At 28.1% G+C, this 23182-nt stretch carries 19 protein-coding genes; 3 read left to right on the top strand and 16 right to left on the bottom strand.

Features of this window, described 5'->3' with window-relative positions:
* Positions 1 to 171: 171 nt before the first annotated feature.
* The 3 genes from F3K33_RS10805 to F3K33_RS10795 form a co-directional block, all read right to left on the bottom strand.
* Entirely contained in the window at positions 172 to 396 is a 225-nt protein-coding gene (locus F3K33_RS10805; protein WP_039770864.1) for a hypothetical protein, read from the bottom strand.
* Positions 397 to 442: 46 nt separating this feature from the next.
* Positions 443 to 649 carry a hypothetical protein gene (locus F3K33_RS10800; protein ID WP_012058389.1) on the bottom strand — a complete coding sequence of 69 codons (207 nt, stop codon included), beginning with the start codon at positions 647 to 649 and terminating at the stop codon, positions 443 to 445.
* Between the two features lie 355 nt (positions 650 to 1004).
* On the bottom strand, positions 1005 to 1157 hold the full coding sequence (locus tag F3K33_RS10795) for an aspartyl-phosphate phosphatase Spo0E family protein (RefSeq protein ID WP_084670522.1): 153 nt from the start codon (positions 1155 to 1157) through the stop codon (positions 1005 to 1007).
* Between the two features lie 500 nt (positions 1158 to 1657).
* Between F3K33_RS10795 and F3K33_RS10790 the strand changes: the two genes are divergently transcribed.
* Positions 1658 to 1996: a helix-turn-helix domain-containing protein gene (locus F3K33_RS10790; protein WP_012058388.1), complete on the top strand. Its 339-nt coding sequence runs from the start codon at positions 1658 to 1660 to the stop codon at positions 1994 to 1996.
* Positions 1997 to 2095: 99 nt separating this feature from the next.
* On the opposite strand, the gene F3K33_RS10785 is transcribed toward F3K33_RS10790, so the two are convergent.
* The 3 genes from F3K33_RS10785 to F3K33_RS10775 all read right to left on the bottom strand — a co-directional run bounded on the left by F3K33_RS10785 (position 2096) and on the right by F3K33_RS10775 (position 8021).
* Positions 2096 to 2797 (bottom strand): hypothetical protein, encoded by a 702-nt coding sequence (locus F3K33_RS10785; protein WP_039770866.1) that lies wholly within the window; start codon positions 2795 to 2797, stop codon positions 2096 to 2098.
* Between the two features lie 501 nt (positions 2798 to 3298).
* Positions 3299 to 6529, bottom strand: coding sequence for a response regulator (locus F3K33_RS10780; RefSeq protein ID WP_039770881.1), 3231 nt, complete (start codon positions 6527 to 6529; stop codon positions 3299 to 3301).
* 403 nt (positions 6530 to 6932) lie between these two features.
* On the bottom strand, positions 6933 to 8021 hold the full coding sequence (locus F3K33_RS10775; RefSeq protein WP_039770869.1) for a phospholipase D-like domain-containing protein: 1089 nt from the start codon (positions 8019 to 8021) through the stop codon (positions 6933 to 6935).
* 225 nt (positions 8022 to 8246) lie between these two features.
* Between F3K33_RS10775 and F3K33_RS10770 the strand changes: the two genes are divergently transcribed.
* Complete coding sequence (locus F3K33_RS10770; RefSeq protein WP_012058384.1) at positions 8247 to 8582, top strand: rubredoxin-like domain-containing protein; 336 nt, start codon at positions 8247 to 8249, stop codon at positions 8580 to 8582.
* Between the two features lie 118 nt (positions 8583 to 8700).
* Here F3K33_RS10770 and F3K33_RS10765 read toward each other — a convergent pair whose 3' ends face one another.
* A complete protein-coding gene (locus tag F3K33_RS10765; RefSeq protein WP_039770871.1) occupies positions 8701 to 9063 on the bottom strand; it encodes a VOC family protein in 363 nt (120 codons plus the stop codon).
* Between the two features lie 152 nt (positions 9064 to 9215).
* The gene (locus F3K33_RS10760; RefSeq protein WP_039770874.1) at positions 9216 to 10238 is read right to left on the bottom strand and encodes a 5'-3' exonuclease; all 1023 of its coding nucleotides are present in this window, start codon (positions 10236 to 10238) and stop codon (positions 9216 to 9218) included.
* A 549-nt stretch (positions 10239 to 10787) separates the two neighbouring features.
* On the opposite strand from F3K33_RS10760, the gene F3K33_RS10755 reads away from it, so the two are divergent.
* Positions 10788 to 11360: a 3D domain-containing protein gene (locus F3K33_RS10755; protein WP_023975867.1), complete on the top strand. Its 573-nt coding sequence runs from the start codon at positions 10788 to 10790 to the stop codon at positions 11358 to 11360.
* A 744-nt stretch (positions 11361 to 12104) separates the two neighbouring features.
* Here F3K33_RS10755 and F3K33_RS10750 read toward each other — a convergent pair.
* The 8 genes from F3K33_RS10750 to F3K33_RS10715 all read right to left on the bottom strand — a co-directional run bounded on the left by F3K33_RS10750 (position 12105) and on the right by F3K33_RS10715 (position 23148).
* Positions 12105 to 13535, bottom strand: coding sequence for an MFS transporter (locus F3K33_RS10750; RefSeq protein WP_039771988.1), 1431 nt, complete (start codon positions 13533 to 13535; stop codon positions 12105 to 12107).
* A gap of 561 nt (positions 13536 to 14096) precedes the next feature.
* On the bottom strand, positions 14097 to 14549 hold the full coding sequence (locus F3K33_RS10745) for a MarR family winged helix-turn-helix transcriptional regulator (RefSeq protein WP_012058379.1): 453 nt from the start codon (positions 14547 to 14549) through the stop codon (positions 14097 to 14099).
* A 157-nt stretch (positions 14550 to 14706) separates the two neighbouring features.
* Entirely contained in the window at positions 14707 to 15786 is a 1080-nt protein-coding gene (locus F3K33_RS10740) for an NADH:flavin oxidoreductase (RefSeq protein WP_039771987.1), read from the bottom strand.
* A 1187-nt stretch (positions 15787 to 16973) separates the two neighbouring features.
* Positions 16974 to 17678, bottom strand: coding sequence for an FAD-dependent oxidoreductase (locus tag F3K33_RS10735; RefSeq protein WP_039771986.1), 705 nt, complete (start codon positions 17676 to 17678; stop codon positions 16974 to 16976).
* A 702-nt stretch (positions 17679 to 18380) separates the two neighbouring features.
* Positions 18381 to 18770, bottom strand: coding sequence for a dihydroxyacetone kinase phosphoryl donor subunit DhaM (gene dhaM, locus F3K33_RS10730; RefSeq protein ID WP_012058376.1), 390 nt, complete (start codon positions 18768 to 18770; stop codon positions 18381 to 18383).
* Between the two features lie 49 nt (positions 18771 to 18819).
* Positions 18820 to 19449 carry a dihydroxyacetone kinase subunit DhaL gene (dhaL, locus tag F3K33_RS10725; RefSeq protein ID WP_012058375.1) on the bottom strand — a complete coding sequence of 210 codons (630 nt, stop codon included), beginning with the start codon at positions 19447 to 19449 and terminating at the stop codon, positions 18820 to 18822.
* A 152-nt stretch (positions 19450 to 19601) separates the two neighbouring features.
* Positions 19602 to 20600, bottom strand: a complete 999-nt coding sequence (gene dhaK / locus F3K33_RS10720) for a dihydroxyacetone kinase subunit DhaK (protein ID WP_039771984.1) — start codon at positions 20598 to 20600, stop codon at positions 19602 to 19604.
* Positions 20601 to 21078: 478 nt separating this feature from the next.
* Positions 21079 to 23148: a sigma 54-interacting transcriptional regulator gene (locus tag F3K33_RS10715; protein ID WP_039771982.1), complete on the bottom strand. Its 2070-nt coding sequence runs from the start codon at positions 23146 to 23148 to the stop codon at positions 21079 to 21081.
* Between the last annotated feature and the right edge of the window lie 34 nt (positions 23149 to 23182).

Raw genomic sequence — 23182 nt, 5'->3', positions numbered from 1 at the left:
TTAATTTCCAAAAAACATAATAATTTTCATCAATCACACTATATTTTCACCGCAAGCAATATATTATTCATATATAAATACCATTTTTCATATGCTACCCTCAATATATTAATAACCATATAACATTGAATAGAATTATCCCATTTAAATTTTTAATATAAGATTATCAAATCAAACTAACAAATACAATTTGACATCATGCTTATGATTGTATTTACGCGTATTACGTCTATTCATCATATCAAATATAATTTTTTCCTCCGTAATGTTTACTTGATTAATATCTTTTACTACACTCTCATTTATTCCATTAATTTCCTCATAAATCGAAGGACAAATTCTACAATTTAAATTTTTTCTCAACTCTTTTTTATCTTGTTCTAAAATTCCCCACATAATTTTACACCCTCTTATAAATATTCTTTTTTCAATCAAAATAAATCTAATACTTTAAAACTAACGGATTATCATTTTCATTAAATAAAGCTTCATGCATTGAAGCAAACATTACATTCTTTTGATATTGATCAGCAAAAAAATTTATAACTTCAATATCTTCATCTGATAATTTACTTCTAATGACCATCACTTCATTGTAGTTAGTTTTTTCTAGTAATTGAACAATATCTCTCGCGTATGTACTTTTCATCTTTATGCCTCCCATAACCCCTCTTTTTTAGTATTACGTATCCGTTTTCGTCCATATATTATTTTTCCAAAAATCATCAACCCACTTTTAACATTTCCTAATTAAGAAATTAACAATTCTCCTCTAATATATAATCATATGTAAAAATAAATATATATTAAGAACATAGTATAAAAAGTTAATCTCCCTCATATATTGACATTCATCCTTATATTGGATTAGAATTATCTAAATATATAAATTAAAATTAATAAATAAGTTTAATAAAAAATGCAAGGTATAAAAACATATTAAATTTATAATTTTAAATTAATTAGTTCAAAGCTTAATTCTACTAAAAATCTTTTTATATAAACTAGTATTTTTTGCTTATGTAGTACTGATTAATAAGGCGATTCAATTTAATGCTAATGCAAATTATCTCATCATTTCTACAAATATCTCCTTCACCAACTAGTTTGTTTAGATACTCTCTAACAGATTCTATTTTAACTTCCAATTCTTCCATAATACCCTCCTAATAGCATTTTATTGATTTTATACCCTAATTTAATAGTACTATTTTTATAATTCTCTGGCAACATTTTTTTGCAAATAGTTTATAAATTAATTCAAATAGCTACTTTCATTGTATTACTTAAGAATGTACAGTTATATAAAAAGAGAAATAAATTAAATGATATTGATTTCACAGATATTAGAAAACGTATAAAAAACTAAGAGGAAACTTAATGGAATAACTAAAGATTATTTTTAAATAAGTTGATGAAACAGCTTATTTAAGCTAACTTAAATTGGGACAACATCATTTAGATTTTCTGCTTCAATTAGAATTTCCCAGGTTAAATATTCCTTTATTCTTTTAATTTCTTCAAAAGCACATGTATTTTAGTTAGTGTGCGTAATAATATTTTTGTGAGAAAACTATATGTTTTAATTTTCATAAACGAACTCAAATAGCTTTTTTTGTTATTTGCCTTTAAAATATAAAGTTATATAAAAAAAGGAATGATAAACTTGAATAATATTAATTATATAGATATCGGAAAACGTATAAAGGCTGAAAGAGAACGCAACGGCTTAACTAGAGAAAAGTTTTCAGAATTGGTTAGTATATCTCCAACTTATTTAAGCCAGATTGAATTGGGACAACGTCACCCGTCGCTTCCAACTACAATTAAGATTGCTTCAACTCTACATATTTCTTTGGACTTTTTAGTTTACGGCGAAAGAGCCCTTAATGTTAATAAAGATGACTTGATAGATATAATAAATCATGCTCACGAGAAAGATTTATATGTACTAAAAGAGATTCTTACCGCTATTCTTCCATCCGTAAAATATTAATCAAGAGTATATTTTTATACTTCTATGCACAAAAAGTAGACAGTTAGAATTAACTGCCTACTTTTTTGTAATAGTTTAAACTCTCTCAAAATATAAATTTCAAATTCCAACTTGATAATTATCTTTTTTAGAATGATATTGATATTTATTTAACAATTCACGTCCTAATTCTAAATGCACATTTTTATGTATATATAGAGAAGCATCATGTACGCAAAGAATACTTGAATTAAACTTTTCATTATATCGATTCCAATAATCTTCCTGCTGTAAAAAATATTTTTGCAAAGAAGATTGAATTATCCATCTATTTTTATTATATCCCTTATTTTCACTCATTTTTATTTCTTCACTAAAACTAATTGAATTACTCTTATTACGAATAATTTTTTTCATGTCTTCTATACATATAAATTGCACCTTTTCAATAGAAATTCCATTAATTATAAGTAAATTTTTTAATTTCTTGTAGAGATTTTTCTGAATAGAAATATGAACTTTTTCACTATTTCTTATACCTTCTTCTATATAATCATACAAATTAATAAACAAATTGTAGTCCCCATAATAATACACATCTCGTTGCTTATTACCTACAACAGTATTTCTTCTGCCAGCTTTATAAAACTTAAAAGCATTACAATCTATGCACTCAGCAACCAAATCACCAACATATTGATTCAAAGCAATTATCTCATCATCCAAAAAATTACCTTTCTTTTTAATAATCATACTATCTAATCTTTGTCTCCATTTTTCCACACTACTTCTTAAATAACACTCATTACACATTCTTCTCATTCCCCCACCCTATAATAACATTAAATACTTTTATATTTTTTCAAATTTTAATGTTTAATTTTTCCTAATTGATAGATAGATTATTTAATTCCAGATATATAATTCTTTTTCCACATTAGACCTCTTAATGCTTTTTTTATATACAATACCTTTATTTAATACTACTATTATTATAGAGCACTTGCAATATATTTTTTTACAATTAGTTCATTTTTTAATTCAATTAGCTTTTTAGGGATTAGTTTCAAAATTTACGAGTTCTTATTAAAACTAAGTTAATGCCCTAATCGAAAAGTGCATTTACATTTGCAAAAAATAGCTATATGTAATTAATCCGAATTACATATAGCTAAATTGTTCAAAAAATCAATTTCATCTAAAATATTCTTCACAAACGCCATTACATTCAATTATTACATCTCTTAATAAAAGCATCAACTGATCACAACCCAAATTACTAATGGTTTCTCAAATTCTTCCATCACCGTTTTTATTTAGTTTTCATTCATTGTCCATTACAAGTTTTTTTAGCGTTTTTTCCATGCTATAGACTGCTTTCATTAATAAATCTTTATCATCATTTTTTGCAGCATTTTCTGCTTGTAACGCAAATTCGGCTATATCATTGACTCTTACAGTACCTGCTGACCCTTTTAGCTTATGTAGAAGTATACATGATTCATTTAAATCATTTTGATCTATACATTCTTTAATTTGACTCAGAATTTTCTTTGATTGCTCACAAAATTCTTCAAGCAATTCTGTGCAAAAACGTTCATCAAATCCCGATTCCTCTATAAGACTTTTTACTATTTCAGTAAAATACTCACTTTGATTCATCTCAAAACCATGGTCATTTAAATCACTTAAAATATTCATATCATCATTATGAATATTTTTCACATGCTTTTCTAACATTTCCATAACTTGATCAACAGTAAAAGGTTTGCTTAAATAATCAATCATTCCTGCTTCCAAACACTTAATTTCGTCATCTTTCATAGAATAAGCAGTCATAGCTATTACAGGGACATTTTTATAACTTCTTAACAAAAGAATTTTTCTTGTTGCTTCATAGCCATCCATAACTGGCATCTGACAATCCATAAAAATTATATCGTATTCCTTGTTCTCACATGCTTTTAACGCTTTTGCCCCATCAATAGCAATATCACAAGTCAAACCATTTAATTTTAAACTATTAACAAAAAATTTTATGTTTATATCATTGTCTTCTACTAAAAGTATTTTTATCTTTTTATTATATTTAGCTTCTTCAACATTTTGCTTTGTTATAAAAACATCATTATTATATATTTTAGAGCCATCTCCTTTAATCACCATTGCAACGCAATCGAGCAAATCACCTCTTTTATAAGGTTTTGAAATATATCCAGAAAATTTATTTTCCTTCGCTATCCTTGCTTCAGAATTTGCGGTAACTGAAGTTAATAGTATCAAAGGAATGTCATTTATTAAGCCTCTTTCCTTCATTATTTCAACAAGCTCAAAACCAGTTATCTCTTTCATTTGGTAATCAATCAAAATAGTGTTGTATGCCTTCCGATTATTTATAAGCATACTTAATGCCGACTCTAAACTTTCCGCCTCATCAATCATACACCCAACCTCTTCAAGATAAACTTTTGCTATATAACGATTCATCTCATAATCATCAATAACTAATATTCGTTTACCTTTAAATATAGAGTAATCAGGAGGCATTTGAATTACTGATTGTTCTGATTTATCTAGTAATAAATCAAAATAAAAGGTCGTCCCTTTATTTTTTACACTTTTCACACTTATAGTACCACCCATCATCTCAACTATTTTTTTGCATATCGCAAGGCCTAACCCAGTCCCTCCATATTTTCTAGTTGATGAAGAATCAGCCTGACTAAATGGTTTGAAAAGCTTACCTATCTCTTCCTTATTCATGCCTATCCCTGTATCTCTTATTTCAAAATAAAGCTTTACTTCAGTGTTCGTTTCTTTTATAACGGAAACTTCAATAAATACTTCTCCATTGTGTGTAAATTTGACTGCATTGCTAACTAAATTGCTTATAATTTGTCTAATTTTAGTAGGATCTCCTACCAAACAACTTGGTATGGCTGAATTTATAAGCATATTAAGTTCAAGCCCTTTCTCTCTTGCTTTTGCATCATAAAGAAATATGGTGCTTTCAATTACAGAACGGATATCAAAAGCAACTTTCTCTATTTCCATTCTCCCAGCTTCAATTTTAGAAATATCAAGTATATCATTTATAACTACAAGTAATGTTTCTGAAGAAGTTTGGATTGTCTCAACATAATCTTGCTGGGTACTATCTAGGTCAGTTTTTTCCAAGATACTCAAAAATCCAACAATTCCATTAAGAGGAGTTCTTATTTCATGACTCATATTGGCTAAAAATTGACTTTTTGCCATATTAGCGTCTTCAGCTGCTTCTTTTGCAATAATCAGTTCATTTGTTCTTTCTTTAACTTTTTCTTCAAGGTTATTTATAAACGAGCACAGTTCTTCCGCCATGCTATTAAAAGCCTTAGACAAACTTCCTATTTCATCATTTCTAAAAACCTTGGCCCTCTCTGATAAATTACCCTTCGAGAATTTATCAGATATCTCTATCAAATGATTTATTGGTTTCAATATAATTTTAGTACTCTTCATATGAATAATAACAGCTATAATAAGAGCAATCACAGTAAGCTCTATAGCTATATTAATATTATTCCTTATTTCTTTTGTAAAAATAGTTTCTGGAACAGATGTTATTATAAGCCAGTCCAGACCATCTTTATTATACTCAAATATTTTAGTATGGTAGTTCTCATTATTAACTTCCGAAATAAAACTTGTATTAGAAGTATTTATATAGTTTTCATATGCATCATTAATTGATTTATCCGTAATATTCTTAACTAAAGTTCTATTAATATTTCCATCAGAAAGTATTTCAAAATTAGTTTTGTTTAACGAATTCGCAACTAGAAATCCAGAATTCTTTTCAACTATATATATTGAAGCCGAATTCTCATTGGCGATTTTTTCCAATGATTCATTAAGAGTAGAAAGAACTATATGAGTTCCCATTACTCCTTGAATACTCCCATCTTTATTATAAATAGGATATGCCGCTGATAAAGCCAAATCATCTTTTGTAAAATGTTTATAAACGGAAGAAAATACTGGCTTTCCATTTTCTTTAGCACTTATATACCAATCTCTTGTTCTAGGATCGAAATCGCCATAATCATTAACAAATTTTCCCTGCTTTAAATTTTCATCTACATTATAATATAAAGAATGACCTTTGGTTTCAGGTGTACTTCTATATATTTCTATATCGTCATTTCCATTTTTTCTAGCACCATAGTATTCACCATCTTCTGTGCCAAAACTAAAACTGTAAATCTCATCACTACTATATTTAACTATTCCTGCAAAAAAAGCATCTCTCTGATCTTTGTTATGCATGTCTATAACTTTGTTTTCAATAAAAGTGTGGTTAACCTCATTGTTATATAGAGGTATGCTAAATAGCGATTGTATTTCATTAAAAACATCCTGATTGGAATCGTCTTCAATTTTCATGATAGTATTGTTCACCGAACTTTTCCAATTATTAAATATAATATAGGTTATAATACCAACAGTTGTAGCCATAAGTGTAATAAATAATACACTTATTAAAAGCCTTAATGAACCTTTTCTTCCTATCACTGTATTTCCAATTCTGTTAATTATAAATATCACCACCCCAATTTCTTATATAAATATGTAGAATTTTAATAGAAATAAATGTAAACTTATATAAATTATTCTTTGAATCTTATTATATCATCGCACTAATATTTATACAATATTTTTAACATTTCATTATTTTTTATTGTAAAAGTTTATCTCATTAATTTATTTCCATTCTTCAAATAAACATTCTTAAAAGCTTATGTATTTTTTTGGCGAAATAGATAGCATTGAATTCTAAGTATCAACAAGTGCTTTATAAAAAAAAAACAAAACGAGATATGTTTATTTTCTAATTTCAACACATCTCGTTTCAATCTTCAATGATTTACATTTAATCTAAGCACAGATTGGTATTTAGTCGTTCGCATATTGTCTATTAAAAATCGAAGTATCTATTTCTCAAATCTTTTATAACCTCTATGTTAGTGCTATAAGTTGCCCCCTCATCTCTAATGTCCTTAGAATTCTCGTCATATTCTCCTGAAAAAGATAATAAATTAAAACTTGTCTCCATATAATATTGCTCATCGCAGATTAAAAGCTTATTATGAGAGTTCACCTTCTTTATTTTAAAATTCCCTCCATAATATTTAAATTTATCTTTTAACCTTTCTGCTATTATATCGCTATTTCTATTCTTACTTCTATTATTGCTATCCTTTTTAATGTGATAAATAGAGCTATTTTCTTCTATACCATATATGATTTTGATAGATCCTCCTCTTGAAAGTAAATTTTCCATCATATTTATCAAATTATTGTTAACCACATAATTATTCATCCATGGGCTCGCAATATTAAGTTCATACTTGGCATCAGAAAAAGCTTTAATAAATTTATCTCTTATCTCTTTATTTTGTAAGTGATACTCTTCATATTTGTTTGTGATTTCATTCAATGTTCCATATATTTCTTTATCTAAAGGTTCTATATTTTTTATTACATATTTATTTTCTTCATAACTTATATATAAATCACATATATTCTTAATCCTAAATTTACTTAACTTATATGTTTTTTCTATTGAGATTTCATCCTTATTTAACAGACCTATAGTTTCTTCTATCTGAATAATACTTTCTTTCCCAAAAAACATTAATGCATTTATTGCTTTACCATCAATATTCACATTCTCATATTTAAAAAATCTTCGAGATAAACTTTCTTTTTTACAGCTGATTACAGAGTTTAAATCATTAGATTTTATTAGACAATAATCCATTTCTTTTAATTGATCATCATACTTAAGAAATTCATTTTCATACTTTTCCAATTCTTCTTTCTTAGCTTTAAGCTCTTCAAACTGTTTTTTTGCAGATTCTAATGTTAGCTTCTCTGCTTTTCTAGATTTTTTAAATTTATATTTAATTAAATTCTTAAATTTAATAGTGTTTTTTGTAAATATATCTAATAATGATATTCTATTATCTTTTTTATTTTCAGAATATAATAAATCTTCCTTCATTCAAGCACCTCATTTCCTTACTATTATGGATTACATTCTTTATTTATCCTAATTTTACATACTCAAATTATGTACGTCAATCTATATTTTAAACAAAAATATTTTTAAGTTTTTTTTTCAATTTTAGGAGGATTTTAACCAATTATGTCAAATTAATAATACTGAGAACATTTACTTAGTATATGTTTTAATAATCTAATGGTAGGATTAAAGGGAGGAATAATTATGAAGAAATTATTTAAATGTAGTGTGTGCGGATTTATATGTGAAGGAGTAGAAGCTCCAGAAAAGTGTCCAAAATGTGGAGTTCCTAAAGAAAAATTTGTCGAATTAACTAGTGAAGAGGCTGATAAAATCTATCACTCTGATAGAACTAATGATATTCATTTAGAGATCATTAACTTAGCTGATAAAATTTTCAAACTTTCTAGAGAAGGAATAGACTTAAATTTAGATCCTACATGTGTAACAGCTTTTGAAAAAGCTAAAAATAGTGCTTGGACTATTAAGCAAATATCAAAAGCAGAATTAGCAGCGCATATGAGCAAAGGAAAATGGTAAAATATTAAAACGAAAATTTTCTGTTAATTAAACTATTGTTTAAAAAGCTGAAAATCCTCAGATTTGATGGATTTTCAGCTTTATTAAATATCTATCTAGAATTCCAACAGCTTTGTGATTATTTATTTTCTACAAATTGAATCTTCAATCCATTAGGATCTAAAACATAAAAAAACTTAGTATTAGGATTTGGCTGAAATGGTCCACTATGAATTTCTATTCCTTTTTCCTTAATAAAGTTTATTTTCTCATCTATACAGTCAACTTCAAATCCAAGAGAAATATGCTCTCCATAACTTACTTCTTTTACTTCCTCATCACATATTAGTTCTATTTTAGTCTCTCCATCTCCTAAAAATACAATTTCCCTTCCTGGTCCTGCATTAAATCTTTTATTAGTCTTAAGACCAACAATCTCATGATAAAACTTCAATGATTCTTCTAGATTTTTAACTTTTAAAGTACTCCAACAAAATTTCATAACTTATTCCTCCTAATATATATCACTTATGTATAAATGTTATATTTTGCATTTATTTTAATATTTATTAACCTGTCTATTGCTAGCTTTTGAATTGCATATGTATTAAAGTATGTCGCTCCTATATTTAATCACTAGAAACATATTACCAATTAATTTAGCAAATTTGTAAATCCAAGTTCAGTAAATATGTTTTTCATTCCCTCTTCATCTATTTGAAGTTTCAATTGATCTATTGTTATATTATTAAGTTCTTCTATATCACACTTTATAGTGGCCAATTGTTTGCAAAGCAAAGCTGCTTTTTTCCCGACTATTTTTTCATTTGATTCCTCAACTAACTTTGATAACGGGGAACGTAATATGCCAAGATCTTTGAACATTTTTTTTACTTCTTTTTCAGGTGAATTTTCTATAAAATCATATATACCTTCCACTGTTTCAAATTCTTGAAGTAATGGTATAACAGACTTTTCTCCAACTCCATTTATTCCCGGAATATTGTCAGAAGCATCACCTTCTATAGCTTTTCTATCAATAATTTGGATAGGATCTACACCATAAAAATGATTTACATACTGTGTAGTAAATTCAAAAACTCCGCTAGGTATATTAAGTTCTTTAATATTTATTCCAAGACTTTCGTACATATCGGTACACTTTGAAGTTATAAGCCATACCCTTACATTATCATCAACAAGTTGAAGACAATCTTGATCTTTAGTCCAAATGCTAACTCTCATAGATCTTCCAAATTTCTTTGCCAAGGTACCTATTATATCATCCGCTTCATACTCTTTAAACACAAACTCTGGAACATTCATTTCTTTTAGAACTTTTTGAGCTAATGCAAACTGGCTACCCAGCTCACTTCTCATATCCTTTCTAGTACCTTTATACTCTGAATATAATTTTTTTCTAAAGGTAAATTCTTTAGTTAAATCCCAAGCCACAGCAATATGAGTGGGATTTTGATTTTTAATCATTTTAAGCATTGATGCCATCATTGTAAAGACCCCATTAGTAAACTCGCCTTTAGGTGATTGACGTAATTTTTCAATATATTTATCCTTCTCTTCATCAGTTTTAGCAAATCTATATTCTCTTGGAAGATTACCAAAAAAACAGCAAGATAAAAGAGACGAACCGTCTATTAATAATAAATTGTCATGCATAAATAAAAACTCCTAGCTTTTCTTAAGTTTATTCTGATTAATACCTTTTTATATTAAAACGACTAACCATAATTATTATACCACTATTAATTTGCATAAAAAATACAGCCAAACTAATGACTGCATTTTTTAGTTCCATATTATTGCTATAAAGGTTTATACATAATTACATATCTATATTACCATATTTCAATACCATATTAAACATCATTGCATATATTTGTTAAATATTACAAACACATCAATTAATTTATCTATAAATTATTAATTCACAATTTTTCTTTACTGTTATTTATTAGATTACTTATTATATAATTGCTTACTTTCTCTTAAAATTCATATATTGCTGGCTGGAATATTGCATTTTTGTTATTTCTTCTAAAAACCACAATTAATATTTTGATTGTTTTTCTTTTACTCTCAATAAGTTATCTCACATGTACATATCTATAAACGCCCTTCCATTTTGTAAATATTTTACATTTATGTTATAATTTATTAGAGCCTATTATGTCTCATTAAAAAGCACCAACAAAGGGGAGTGGACAAATGCTAAGAGTAAAGAGGCTAGTGTGCTTATTAAGCATCATTTTAATACTTGATACATATGATGTAAGCACAATAACACCATTTAACGCTTTAGCAACAGATGTTGTAGAAGATAATAATATAGAAATAACACATAAAGAAAAAACAGAATTTAAGGAAAATCCTATAGATGAAATAAATAATGAAAAAATTGAGCAAAGAGAATTGACCAAAAAGAAGGAAGCCGAAGAAAAAGAACAAGAAAAGAGTGTTACACCTGAATGGAAAGACTTTATATTAACTTTTTATACATCTCTTGATTCGGAAAATAGTAGTGCTGGTCCAGTGACCTGTCAAAATAAGCCATTAACTCCAGGTGGCGTTGCAAATAACGTAATACCTCTGAATACCCAAATATATTTGGATGGTTATGGACAAGTTACTGTTAATGATAAAGGTTCAGATAAGTATTTTGGAGTAGATAATAGATTAGATGTATTTGTACAACGAGAACCTGGTGAAAACGATCATGACTACTTTCGAAGGGTGAATAGCTACGGAGTACAAAGAGTTCGAGGTTATATAGTTAAATAAATTACATTGGCAACTACACCATTTAAATCCTAGTAATGTATAGATAAACAATATACAACTTAGGCTTATGCGTATGCCTCACCGAAATCATAAATATTTTGATTCCGAAAAGCTATGAAAATATCGCTGAAGGTTCTAAGCAGCAGATTGTATCCAATTTAGCATGCTCCAGCTTTCAGTTTGACAAGCTAAATTGGAACAACCTACAGCTAAGAACCTTTAACAGCTCATTTTCAAATGTTTTCTTCACAAATATATTTATGATTTCTAGTTAATACATTAGCTTAAAGTTCTAGCAATTTTGTAAATATGTTCATGTAATAAGTTGAATTCTTAAATTGGCTATCCATACAGATAAGCCAATTATAAGTTAGATTTACACTATCAAATATATCCCAACTAGAAATGGATAATATACTTTTGTGGAATGTTTCATTGGTAATTTTGATAGATGTGATTCTTTGGCTATAAGTTGTTCCAAATGTGCTAGTTCAAAGCTTGTTCTTTGAGGCTAGCACTTTGGGTGCAACTTTATAGCCTTAGAATCACCCATCAGAATTACCTGGAAACTGGAACAAAAGTATGTTATTCATTTCGGCGAGTTGTATGCATAAGTTCAGGTCTTTGTTGGGTTATCTATACCAATACAATTCATAAATATAAAGTTTTGTTTTTGACTTTTGTCGTAATAATCAGATTTAAAAAACTTATCTTTATCGAGCATACCAATCAGCACTTAAGAAATCATATTTTTCTGTTTAACTTTTTCTTTCTTAATCTTATATAAGTCACTATTACTCCAACAAAACAGATAATGGCCGAACAAACATATACATACCTCATTCCATACATAAAGACATCATCTCTACCCTCTATATATCCAAGTACTTTCTCTCCCATTTTCATACTCATAAATGAATATAAAAGCATTGTCGCCATAGCAACACCGGATGATTGTCCCAAATTTCTTACAAAAGCGTTTATACTTCCTGCAATCCCCAACTTATCACTAGATGCTGAAGACATAACTAAGGAATTATTAGGAGGTAAAAACAATCCATTTCCAATAGCAATAAAGACTATATATACAATTAATTGATATATATTAGAGTTTTCATTTAAAGTCGCCATTAAACCCATTCCAATTCCTATGAGTATCAATCCTAAAAATGTTAGAAATTCTGACCCTATTTTATCTGATAGATAACCACTAAAAGGAGAAATAACTGTTATTAATACAGGAGAGATCATCATTATCATTCCCGCAAAACTTGGAGTCATTTTCAAAACATTTTCGAGGTAAAAAGGCTGTACAATATTATTACTGTTAATTGATGCATAACATATGAATGTGCATAATATTCCAACCGTAAAAAGTGAATTTTTAAATAATGATAAATCTAGAAGTGGATATTTTAACTTTCCTTCTATTCGTATGAATATTATAAATAGAATTATAGCTGCACTAAAACTAATTCTAATCATGTTATTATCGTAACCAACAGTTTGTCCATTTATAAGAGAATAAAATAATAATACGACACTTATACCAAAAATTATTGCACCAATAAAATCAATGTCTTCTTTCTTTTCATTTGACTTACGAGGCAATACTTTAAAACCAATTGCTGTTCCAATTATTCCTACTGGAATATTTATTAGAAATATATAATGCCAACTTAAGTAAGAAATTAAAATACCTCCTAATGGTGGTCCAATCATTGTGCCAAGAGCTAGAAATGTTCCCGATATTCCAAGAGCTCTCCCCCTTTCATTAGCTGGAAATACTTGCGTTATTATCCCTTGGTTGTTTGCCATAGCCGCAGATGCTCCTATCGCCTGAACTATTCTAAAAAATAATAGGTACGTAAAATTTTTTGATAACGCACAAAATAAAGAACCTATGGTAAACACCAATAACCCTAAATTAAATACTATAGACTTTCCTTTTATGTCACCGAGCCTTCCAAACAGTAATATTGTACTAACTATTGTTATAAGATAGCAGATTACGATTAACTGAATAGAAGACATAGTTACTGAAAATATATTCACCATAACAGGAAGTGCTACATTAACTATTGTACTATCAAGGGTCCCCATAAATGGAAGCAAAACCACAACGGCCAATATTATCCATCTATTCTTATATACATTTTTATTGTATATTTCCATTATTAAAATCATCCCTTTTCATTAATTCTGTTATAAATATACTTTATTATAATTTTGAGAGTTTCTAATATACTAAATGATATACATAAGTATATTCTTTTGGATATGTTATATTTATATATTATACAGAAGTTATAAAATAGATATTATTTATAGGAATAATCCACCTTAATAAAATCACATTGATTTATTCTCTTACTTTTACTCTTTATTTTTTTAAATATTAAATTTTTTAACTGCCAACTCCGCCATTTCTCTTACCTTCTCATTTTCTTCATTAATATACATACAAAATACTATCCTCAACCTAAATTTCAACTTTAACATGTATATACATATATTTAAAATAATATAGTTTATTAATAATAGATTTAGGTTACTATTACTTGTTTTCAACTATATCTATAAAGCTATTAATTTCGAATTAATTGACATGCATATGAATTTAAATTAGGGACTTTTTTATCATTAAACAAACTATTTCTATAAATGATAAGACGTAAAATAATATATGGGCTACAACTAAGTCATAAATATGAATTAAATCATTACTTATGTACTTTATTTGGAAGAGTTATTAATAAAATTTTGTATTTGCGCTAACGTTTTTAAGAATTCTTCAAATTTCTCAGCGCCTATCTCCTTCTCTATTGGTGATTGTACTTCATTCCATACAGGAATTGCCTCATCGAGCTTCTTAATTCCGACATCACTTATTGAAATGCACTTTCTTCTTGAATCATTATCATCTGTTCGCACATCTACATATCCCTTTTTTCTTAAAATTTCAATATTGCGAGTTACTGTTGTCTGATCCATTAGCAAAGCCTCTGCCAACTCACTTACAGCAACATTTTCACGAGATGCTATGTCTGCTAATAATGAAAACTGTGGTGCTGTTAATCCAACCGCTTGAAAAACTTGATCAAAATACTGAGTAGTGACCCTTGTTGTCATACGCAAATTTCTACAAACACAACTTCCAATTTTCTTTAAATCATCTAAATTAGACATAAATAAATTACCTCCGTCAAAACCTCTGAATATACATATAGTAATCTATAGCAATTCTTATTGTCAATATACTCACAAGCAGATTTTAAAAAACTAGCTTTATTGAAGAATATATTATTTTTATCTCATAATATCATTAATTTTTAAGTTTAAGATATTATTTCCTGTTAAAAACACAGATTGTTTTGCCAAATCCTGAACACTTACCGCATGATATACATTTTGATGGCTCAGTATTACCTTCGCTCCAACGATTAATAAGATTACTTTCACATACTAATGGTCTGGACAATGCAAAATAATCAATGGAGCTTTCATTAAGAATTTTTGTTAGGGCTGAAATGTCACGTATTCCGCCTACAGAAATAACTGGAATATCAACTTCTTCCTTTATACTTTCAGCATAAAATGTATAGTAAGGAGCTTGTCCTTTCACTATTTTTCTTGAATAACTCTCATTTGGGCGTGAAGATAAACTCCCCCCACTAATTTCAACAGCATCTACGCCAAGCTCTTCAAGTTTTTTGCATACATATTTACATTCTTCAAAAGTCATGCCTTGATCCATAAAATCTTCGCAATTTATTTTAACTAAAACTGGATAATCTTTTCCTACTTTATCACGTATTTTTTTATACGTTTCTATAAGCATTCTAGATCTATTATCAATACTACCACCATACTCATCTATTCTTCTATTATAATAAGGTGTTAAGAACTTACTAAGTAAATATCCATGAGCTGCATGTATCTGAATGCCATCATACCCTGCTTTTTTTGCTCTAAGCGCTGCATTTGCAAAATCTATCTGAATTGAAACAATTTCTTCCAAAGTCATTTCTTTAGGAGTATTTTTATATCCCAAATCTGTTATATTACTTGGGCCTAAAATTGCCTTTTCTTCATTTCTAATAGTTTGTGTGCCTGCTGCTCCAAGTTGCAATATTATATTGGTATTGTGTTTATGAGTTACTTCAATAATTTTTTTATGATTATCAATAAATGAATCATTATAAATTCCCATTTGGCCTGGAATAAATTCCTCTAAATCAGTCACAGATGTTATTCCAGTAATTATAGTTCCTACACCTCCTTTAGCTAAATCTTCGTAAACTTTAAATAGTTCATCATTTATATTTCCTTTTTCATCTGCCATTCCTTCATATGTTGCAGATCTTATAAATCTGTTCTTTAATTTAAGTGGACCAACTTGCGTTTGATCGAATAATGATTTCATAATTAACCAACTCCATTCTAAATATATGCATATACATATATTTCATTAAAATTTTTTATTCAATAAAAATAAATTTATTAAAACAGATATTATATGTATATGCATATAATATCATAATCGTTAATTAATCGTCAATCAACTAAAAATTGTTATACCTTATTTTAATTAAGACCTTATATTTTATTCGAGCTAATAAAAATTTCATTTATTTCAATATACTTTATTAAAATAATCAACGAAAATTATTCAATAGAAACACTACATTTGAGTATATATTCCTTTTTAAAAATGTATGAAATTGAACCGCTACTTAATTTCAATATATAATAAATTTAATTAAAATAATATCTAAAAATGCCTGTCATAATTAAACACAGTAATATTTAGTAATATTTCACATATTTTATAGGTACATGATTTGATTTAACAATGAAACATCACATTTATTATCATATTATATATTTTTTTCTTAAAACCCAAAAATAGTAGTAGAAATTCTCCTACTACTGCTTAACATATCATCAATGCTAATTTGTATTTTTTACCAATTAATGTTATAATTATTATGCCATCTCAAATCGATATATTATGGAGGCGTAGCATATGAAACGTGCACATGTAAAAAAGCGTTTCGATAAGGATTTAATGAAAAATATATTTCTTTTTCTTAGTGAGCTACTCAATCTAATCTCTATAATTTTAAAACTCTTCAAATAACAATAGCACAAATATATACTTGAAACATTATTTATATTTTTAGGACTAGTATAATTATATTGCTTAAAAAACGTAAGTACCAATTACGCGAGATGGTAAGTTATTATAATTGAACGTCCTTTTTTATTCTTTAAATAATTATAATTCGAATAAATTCATGAATGATTTATACAAACGATCATTCAAGTGAATTTAAAAATAACCCAAAGAATTTTTATTTTATCTATCACAACACAAGCATAATTATATCACTTTTGGGATTTAATGTAAATATAATTTTATATATTTTAGACCGACTTATTCTAAAAGTATACTTTAGTCTTATGAGTCCAATGCAAGATTACATCCCAACCGATAAGGACTTAGAAAGAGGATTCTTAGGTCTTCCTAAAATCCCTGGAATCCACTAATAAATCAAATATTATTCCTTCTCTCAATAAAACTGAGAGAAGGAACCCTTTTAATCATCTTTAGTCTTCTAAAAACTTTTGTTTTCTCTCATCTTTTCTATCTATAACAATATCATCAATTTTAACGTTATTTGCTCTTAATCTTTGAATAATATCCTTTATAAATGCGTCACTTCCAACTAAATAATACATAGCATCCTCTGATTTCATTGATTGGCTAAGTATTTCATAAAATTCTTTCCTAGAATTTATCCAAAAATTCTTATAATTTTCATCTGCTAATCTATCCAGTTGATTTCTAAATACAAATTTATCAGATGAGTCTATATTTATATTTGATAAGTATGAGATATTAGTTTTATCATTAATAAATGATAAAATAAGAGGTCTCATAGTAGCTATTCCAACTCCCATTGATATTAAGATTATAGGTTTATTTATACGTCTTAACCCCATTCTTGAACCTATCTTAAAAAATACAACTTCATCACCAATTTTTAATTCAGATAGCTTATTCTTGAATTCAGATTTGCTCCCTGGCACTCTTGTTGTTATGGCAATTTTATTTTCCTCTGGTAAAGTTGTAATGGACATGTGTCTTACCCATTCTTTTCTAGGCTGATCACCAATATCAAACCCAATATGCCCAATATGGGTATGTGAGCCAGGTTCCCATGTTAAATTTTCTGGTTTTTCAAAAAAATATGTTTTTGTATTATCTGTTTCATCAATTATATCAATAATTTTTAGTGTATATTTTTCCATAATCCCTCTCCTTTAATAACAATTCTCAATTTAATAGTATCAACTAAAATTTTTCAAGTCAATGTTTATAAATTTCAATTATAGATAATCCAACTAAAACCTGAACTTATGCATATAACTCGCCGAAATGAATAACATACTTTTGTTCCAGTTTCTAGTTGAGATATATTTCATAGTATAAATCTAACTTATAATTGGCTTATCTATATACAGATTTCCCAAGCAAGAATAATAACTTTTAGTTTTCATTTATAATATGTTTTATTATATTCATTAATGATGATGTCATTAATGTCTTATCACGAAAAATGATATATATTACAAAAATAATCCTTCATTATAACTCTAAAAAAATTTCGAAAATTTTATCCGCAATTGTGAAATGTGTACTGTGAATTGCAATATATATACTTTATAAAAAAATCGCAGGCGACTGTGGAGCCGTAGATTTTTTTTACGCATCTGCCTTTCCGAACGCATGTGAGGAAAATCTGGCAGGCGAATAAGATTTCTTTTTTATTCTTTTTCTATACAAAAACTAATTAAATAGCCTTCTTCATAAGTTATCCACAGATTCTATTACATTATAAATTTCTATAGAATAAAAAAATTAAGAAGATAAATTTATATTATAGAAATTTATCTTCTTAATCTATATAAATACTATTAAAATATTATTCTTCAGATAAATATTTTATTACTTCAAGGCATTTTTCCTAGATTCATGGGTTTTAATGCTTCTTCAATTTCTTCAATATTTTTACCTATACTACTTTCAACTGCTGCTGTCACAGCTCCCTCAACTATTGGGCAATCTACTATCTTTATTTTTTCCTTCATCTTTTCATCTAGAAATTCTATTGCCATTTCTGCATTCATAAAGGCACTGCCTAAATCAAAAATAATAATTACTCCATCTTCTGAATAAACATCTTCTATTGCAGCTGATATTTTATCCATATCAGTGCCAACTCTTCCGTCTGCTGTTCCTCCAGCCACACCTATAGCTACATTAGGTGCCATTTGACTTGCTAATTCCTTTACACCATCTGCTATATTTTTACTATGCGATATTATCACTATTCCTACCATATATATTCTCCTTCAACGACTATTTTGATGTAACTCAAAATAAAAACTACTAATTTAAAGCTTCATATATTGTTTCTAATATTATTGCAGAAGATGTAGCCCCAGCATCTTGGTGCCCTAAACTTCTTTCTCCAAGATAACTTGCCCTTCCCTTTTTAGCTATAATTTCTTTTGTATGCTCTACACCTTTATATGCAGCTTCTTTTGCTGCTTTTAAAATTTCCTTAGCTTCAAGCCCGCTATCTATACCTTCTTTTATTGATTTTAATGCTGGCTCTATAGCATCTATCATAGTTTTATCATCAGCTTGACCTTTACCTCTCATTTTTATACCTTTAAGAGCCTCATCTAGCATCTTTGCGAAATCATTAATATCAATTTCCGATTTTCCATTAACACTTACAGCTGCCTTCATAAAAGCTGTTCCATATAGTGGTCCTGAAGCTCCACCAACATTAGATACTAATGCCATTCCTGACTTCTTTAATATACCTCCAATATCATTTCCATCATCGTCTTTTATCTTTTCTACTACAGCCTTAAATCCCTTACTCATATTAAGTCCATGGTCTCCATCTCCAATTGCAGCGTCTAGCTCCGATAAATATGCTTTATTTTCATCTATCTTTTCACTTATTTTTTCTAATATTTCAATTACTTTTTTTCCTTGAATACTCATTTCTATTCCTCCTATATAGCCTAATTTAGATGATGCTTATATATTAAAGCTTCATCTAAATTATAATTCTTTGGTAGCAGAATCCGTCACACTCTTAGATATGCTCTACTAAATTCATCTAATCTCAAAAACTCTACCTAAAAATCTTTGCTTTATATTACTTTAAATGCTGGTGTGTTTGCTGGTGCATCTAATAATTCTTTTAATTCACTATCAAGTTTTAATACTGTTATTGAAAATCCAGCCATTTCAAGAGATGTCATAAATTCACCTACAAATGTTTTATGAATTTTAACCCCTTTTTCCTCCAATATTTCATTTACCTTTTTATTTACTATATATAACTCCATAAGTGGTGTTGATGATAAGCCATTTACCATGACTGCTACTTCTTCTCCACTACTCAATTTGATATCTTCTAGAATTTTGCTCATTAAATGTTCTGTAATTTCATCTGCTGTTTTTATTTCCTCTCTATGAGTTCCTGGTTCTCCATGAATTCCCATACCAATTTCCATCTCATTTTCTCCTAATGTGAAATTTGGTTTACCAGCAGCTGGTACAATACAAGATGAAATAGCCATTCCCATACTTCTAACATTTGATATTACTTTCTCTGCAACTCTTGTAACTTCTTCAAGACTAGCTCCTGTTTCAGCTTTAGCGCCTGCTATTTTGTGTATAAATATTGTTCCTGCAATCCCTCTTCGTCCTGCTGTATAAGTACTATTTTCAACTGCAACATCATCGTTTACTACAACAGCTTTTACATTAATCCCTTCCATTTCAGCCATATCTTTTGCCATTTCAAAGTTCATAACATCCCCAGTATAATTTTTAATTACAAGTAAAACTCCTTTACCTGAGTCTACAGCTTTTATTGCTTCATATACTTGATCTGGTGTAGGTGATGTAAACACTGCTCCTGCTACTGCTGCATCAAGCATTCCTTTTCCTACATATCCTCCATGAGCTGGCTCATGTCCACTTCCTCCACCACTTACTAAAGCAACCTTTCCATCTATTGGTGAATCTACTCTTACTAAAACATCTGCATTTTCTAATTTTTTTATATATTCCGGATGTGCAGCTACCATTCCTTTCAACATATCCTCAAGCACTAGATTTGCATCATTAATTATTTTTTTCATAAAATTCTTCCTCCCATATTTAAATATTCTTTATGATTAAAATTATTTATATCTAATTTATATACATATGTTGCAATTCACAATTACAGTTAAAATTCTTTTAATATTTTTAGAATTATGATGAAGAATTATTTTTGCAATATATATAAGTTCTAAATAATATAATTCATTCATTATAAAATTATTAACCTTTATTACCTAAGTAATATAATATAACTTTCATGAATTAAATTTTTTAGAATATATGTAAATAATTTTGATTTGTTTTTATTTATATTTGTACTTTTATATAGAGCAATACTCATGCCACAATTTCAATTACTAATTAAATATACTTAAAAGTGTGTATTTTCGAGCCTTCTAGCCTAAAGTGCAAGTAAACATTTACAAAAAATTGTAATATAAATAGTATATCTCTTGGTAAAAAGTATCAAGTTGTTCTTTTTTATCATGATACTTTTTACCAACTTGCTATTTTTTATTCCCAAGTTACCTTTTTCTCTATTCCATATTGTCTTGCCTTCGCGGCTACTGTTTTATGAGTAAGTCCTAATGCTTTTCCCGCAGCATTATAACTTCCATATTTCTTAAGTGCTTTTTCTATTATAATTTTTTCATATTCCTTTAGCGGTAATATTTCATCTGTTTCAATAAGCATGTCTATTTCATTATTATTTTTACTTTTGATTGCATTTTTAACTGTATTTATATCTTTTCTCATATAAGCTGGAAGATCACTTAATTCTATTACTTCTGTTTCATTTAAAGCCATTATTCTCTCTACCAGATTCTCTAACTCCCTTATATTTCCTGGCCATTTGTATTCTAATAGAGATTCCATTGCATCATTTGTTACTATAGTTATTCTTTTATTTATCCTCTTACCTATTTTATCTATGAAGTGCTCTAATAAAGGCGCTATATCTTGCTTTCTTTCTCTTAAAGGCGGCAAAAATATTGGAATTACATTTAACCTATAATATAAATCTTCTCTAAACTCCATTGACTTTACCATTTCTTCTAAATTTCTGTGAGTCGCAGCAATTATTCTAACATTTATTTTTATAGTTTCTTCTCCACCAATTCTTTGAAATTCTTTTTCTTGAATTACTCTCAAAACTTTAGCCTGCATACTCTTATCCATTTCTCCTATTTCATCTAGAAGTATAGTACCATTTTGAGCCAATTCAAATTTACCTAATTTTCTTTTTATAGCTCCTGTAAAAGCTCCTTTTTCATATCCAAAAAGTTCGCTTTCTAATAAGTTTTGTGGTATTGCTGCACAATTTACTCTAATAAAAGGTCCTTTGGAATTCTTACTTGAAAAATGTATTCCTTCTGCAATTAATTCTTTTCCTGTCCCACTTTCTCCTCTTATTAATACGGTGGTATCTGTTTTCGCTGCTTTTAATGTTGTAGCAAGTGCATCTAATATCTTCCCACTATGACCTATATACTTCGAAAAAGCTGAATCAGGTTTCTTAGTTCTCATAAGCTCTTCTTCTAGATAATCAGCTTTTGCAGAGACCTGAGTTAGTTTCTCAGAAAGTTTTTGAACTTCTGTTACATTTTTAACTATGGACACAACACCTGTTATTTCTCCATCAATCACTATAGGGTTTACATTTGAAACTATTATTACACCATTTTCCTTATAGCTGATTGCCCCTATGATGCTTTCTCCTGTTTTAAGTACTTTAATTCTTGCACCCTCTGGAGATACATCTCTAATATTTTTATTTAATATATCCTCTTCTTTTTCGTTCAAAATTCTAAGATACGCCTTATTTACGTATGTTATATATCCATCTGAATTTATAACACATATACCATCTTGTACTGTTTCTAATATAAGCTGTAGCCTCTCTTTCAAATCTTTCACCGTTTTAAGTTCATCTTTAACTTTTTCTAATTTTGATATATCATTAAATACTGCTAATGCACCTTTAGGTTTCTTGTCTATTATTATTGGAGTTCTATTTATAAGCAATATTCTATTATTTATTATTTCTTTTACCATTAATTCCGATTTGCCAGTTCTATTTATTTCATGAAGATTTGTGAATTCTATTATTTCATATACCTTTTTTCCAATAGCATCTCCGGAAGATATCCCTAATAACCTTTCTGCTTCCTCATTGAATATTGAAATTATATCTTTCTCATCTGTGGCAATGATTCCATTAGGTATATTACTGAATACGTGCTCCAACGTTATAGTATTATTATTTATTATGTTATCAACTTGATTAATAGTACTTTTATCTTCTAAATCAAAATCACTTTGTAGAAAATCGCATAATTCATCTAGCGGTTCTTTTGGATCTTCTCCATGAACTTCTACTATAATTTTCTCATTCTGCTTTACCTTCAATAAAACCAGTGGCATAAGACTTGTAGCTAAAATTTTCTTTTTATCTTTATAAATTATAAAAAACTTTAAATCATGTCTCTTTTCAAGTTCGCTTACCTTATGAACAACCATAGCCAAGACTCTTGCATGCAATCCTTTACTGTGCCTTATAACCACTTCTTTGCTAAGTATCAAAATTCTTCACTCCTAATCTTAGTTCTTTAACATA

The sequence above is a fragment of the Clostridium beijerinckii genome (assembly GCF_008705175.1).
Lineage (GTDB): Bacteria > Bacillota > Clostridia > Clostridiales > Clostridiaceae > Clostridium > Clostridium beijerinckii.
Note: the sequence above shows the minus strand (reverse complement) of the source record. Positions and strands in the feature narration are given on the sequence as shown.

What these genes read in the sequence shown, in the direction of transcription:
- F3K33_RS10745 (WP_012058379.1), bottom strand. Translation starts at nt 14,549, where the DNA reads ATGTCTAATTTAGATGATTTAAAGAAAATTGGAAGTTGTGTTTGTAGA.
- F3K33_RS10750 (WP_039771988.1), bottom strand. Translation starts at nt 13,535, where the DNA reads ATGGAAATATACAATAAAAATGTATATAAGAATAGATGGATAATATTG.
- F3K33_RS10770 (WP_012058384.1), top strand. Translation starts at nt 8,247, where the DNA reads ATGAAGAAATTATTTAAATGTAGTGTGTGCGGATTTATATGTGAAGGA.
- F3K33_RS10805 (WP_039770864.1), bottom strand. Translation starts at nt 396, where the DNA reads ATGTGGGGAATTTTAGAACAAGATAAAAAAGAGTTGAGAAAAAATTTA.
- F3K33_RS10785 (WP_039770866.1), bottom strand. Translation starts at nt 2,797, where the DNA reads ATGAGAAGAATGTGTAATGAGTGTTATTTAAGAAGTAGTGTGGAAAAA.
- F3K33_RS10800 (WP_012058389.1), bottom strand. Translation starts at nt 649, where the DNA reads ATGAAAAGTACATACGCGAGAGATATTGTTCAATTACTAGAAAAAACT.
- F3K33_RS10735 (WP_039771986.1), bottom strand. Translation starts at nt 17,678, where the DNA reads ATGGAAAAATATACACTAAAAATTATTGATATAATTGATGAAACAGAT.
- dhaK (WP_039771984.1), bottom strand. Translation starts at nt 20,600, where the DNA reads ATGAAAAAAATAATTAATGATGCAAATCTAGTGCTTGAGGATATGTTG.
- dhaM (WP_012058376.1), bottom strand. Translation starts at nt 18,770, where the DNA reads ATGGTAGGAATAGTGATAATATCGCATAGTAAAAATATAGCAGATGGT.
- F3K33_RS10795 (WP_084670522.1), bottom strand. Translation starts at nt 1,157, where the DNA reads ATGGAAGAATTGGAAGTTAAAATAGAATCTGTTAGAGAGTATCTAAAC.
- dhaL (WP_012058375.1), bottom strand. Translation starts at nt 19,449, where the DNA reads ATGAGTATTCAAGGAAAAAAAGTAATTGAAATATTAGAAAAAATAAGT.
- F3K33_RS10790 (WP_012058388.1), top strand. Translation starts at nt 1,658, where the DNA reads ATGATAAACTTGAATAATATTAATTATATAGATATCGGAAAACGTATA.
- F3K33_RS10755 (WP_023975867.1), top strand. Translation starts at nt 10,788, where the DNA reads ATGCTAAGAGTAAAGAGGCTAGTGTGCTTATTAAGCATCATTTTAATA.
- F3K33_RS10760 (WP_039770874.1), bottom strand. Translation starts at nt 10,238, where the DNA reads ATGCATGACAATTTATTATTAATAGACGGTTCGTCTCTTTTATCTTGC.
- F3K33_RS10765 (WP_039770871.1), bottom strand. Translation starts at nt 9,063, where the DNA reads ATGAAATTTTGTTGGAGTACTTTAAAAGTTAAAAATCTAGAAGAATCA.
- F3K33_RS10775 (WP_039770869.1), bottom strand. Translation starts at nt 8,021, where the DNA reads ATGAAGGAAGATTTATTATATTCTGAAAATAAAAAAGATAATAGAATA.
- F3K33_RS10740 (WP_039771987.1), bottom strand. Translation starts at nt 15,786, where the DNA reads ATGAAATCATTATTCGATCAAACGCAAGTTGGTCCACTTAAATTAAAG.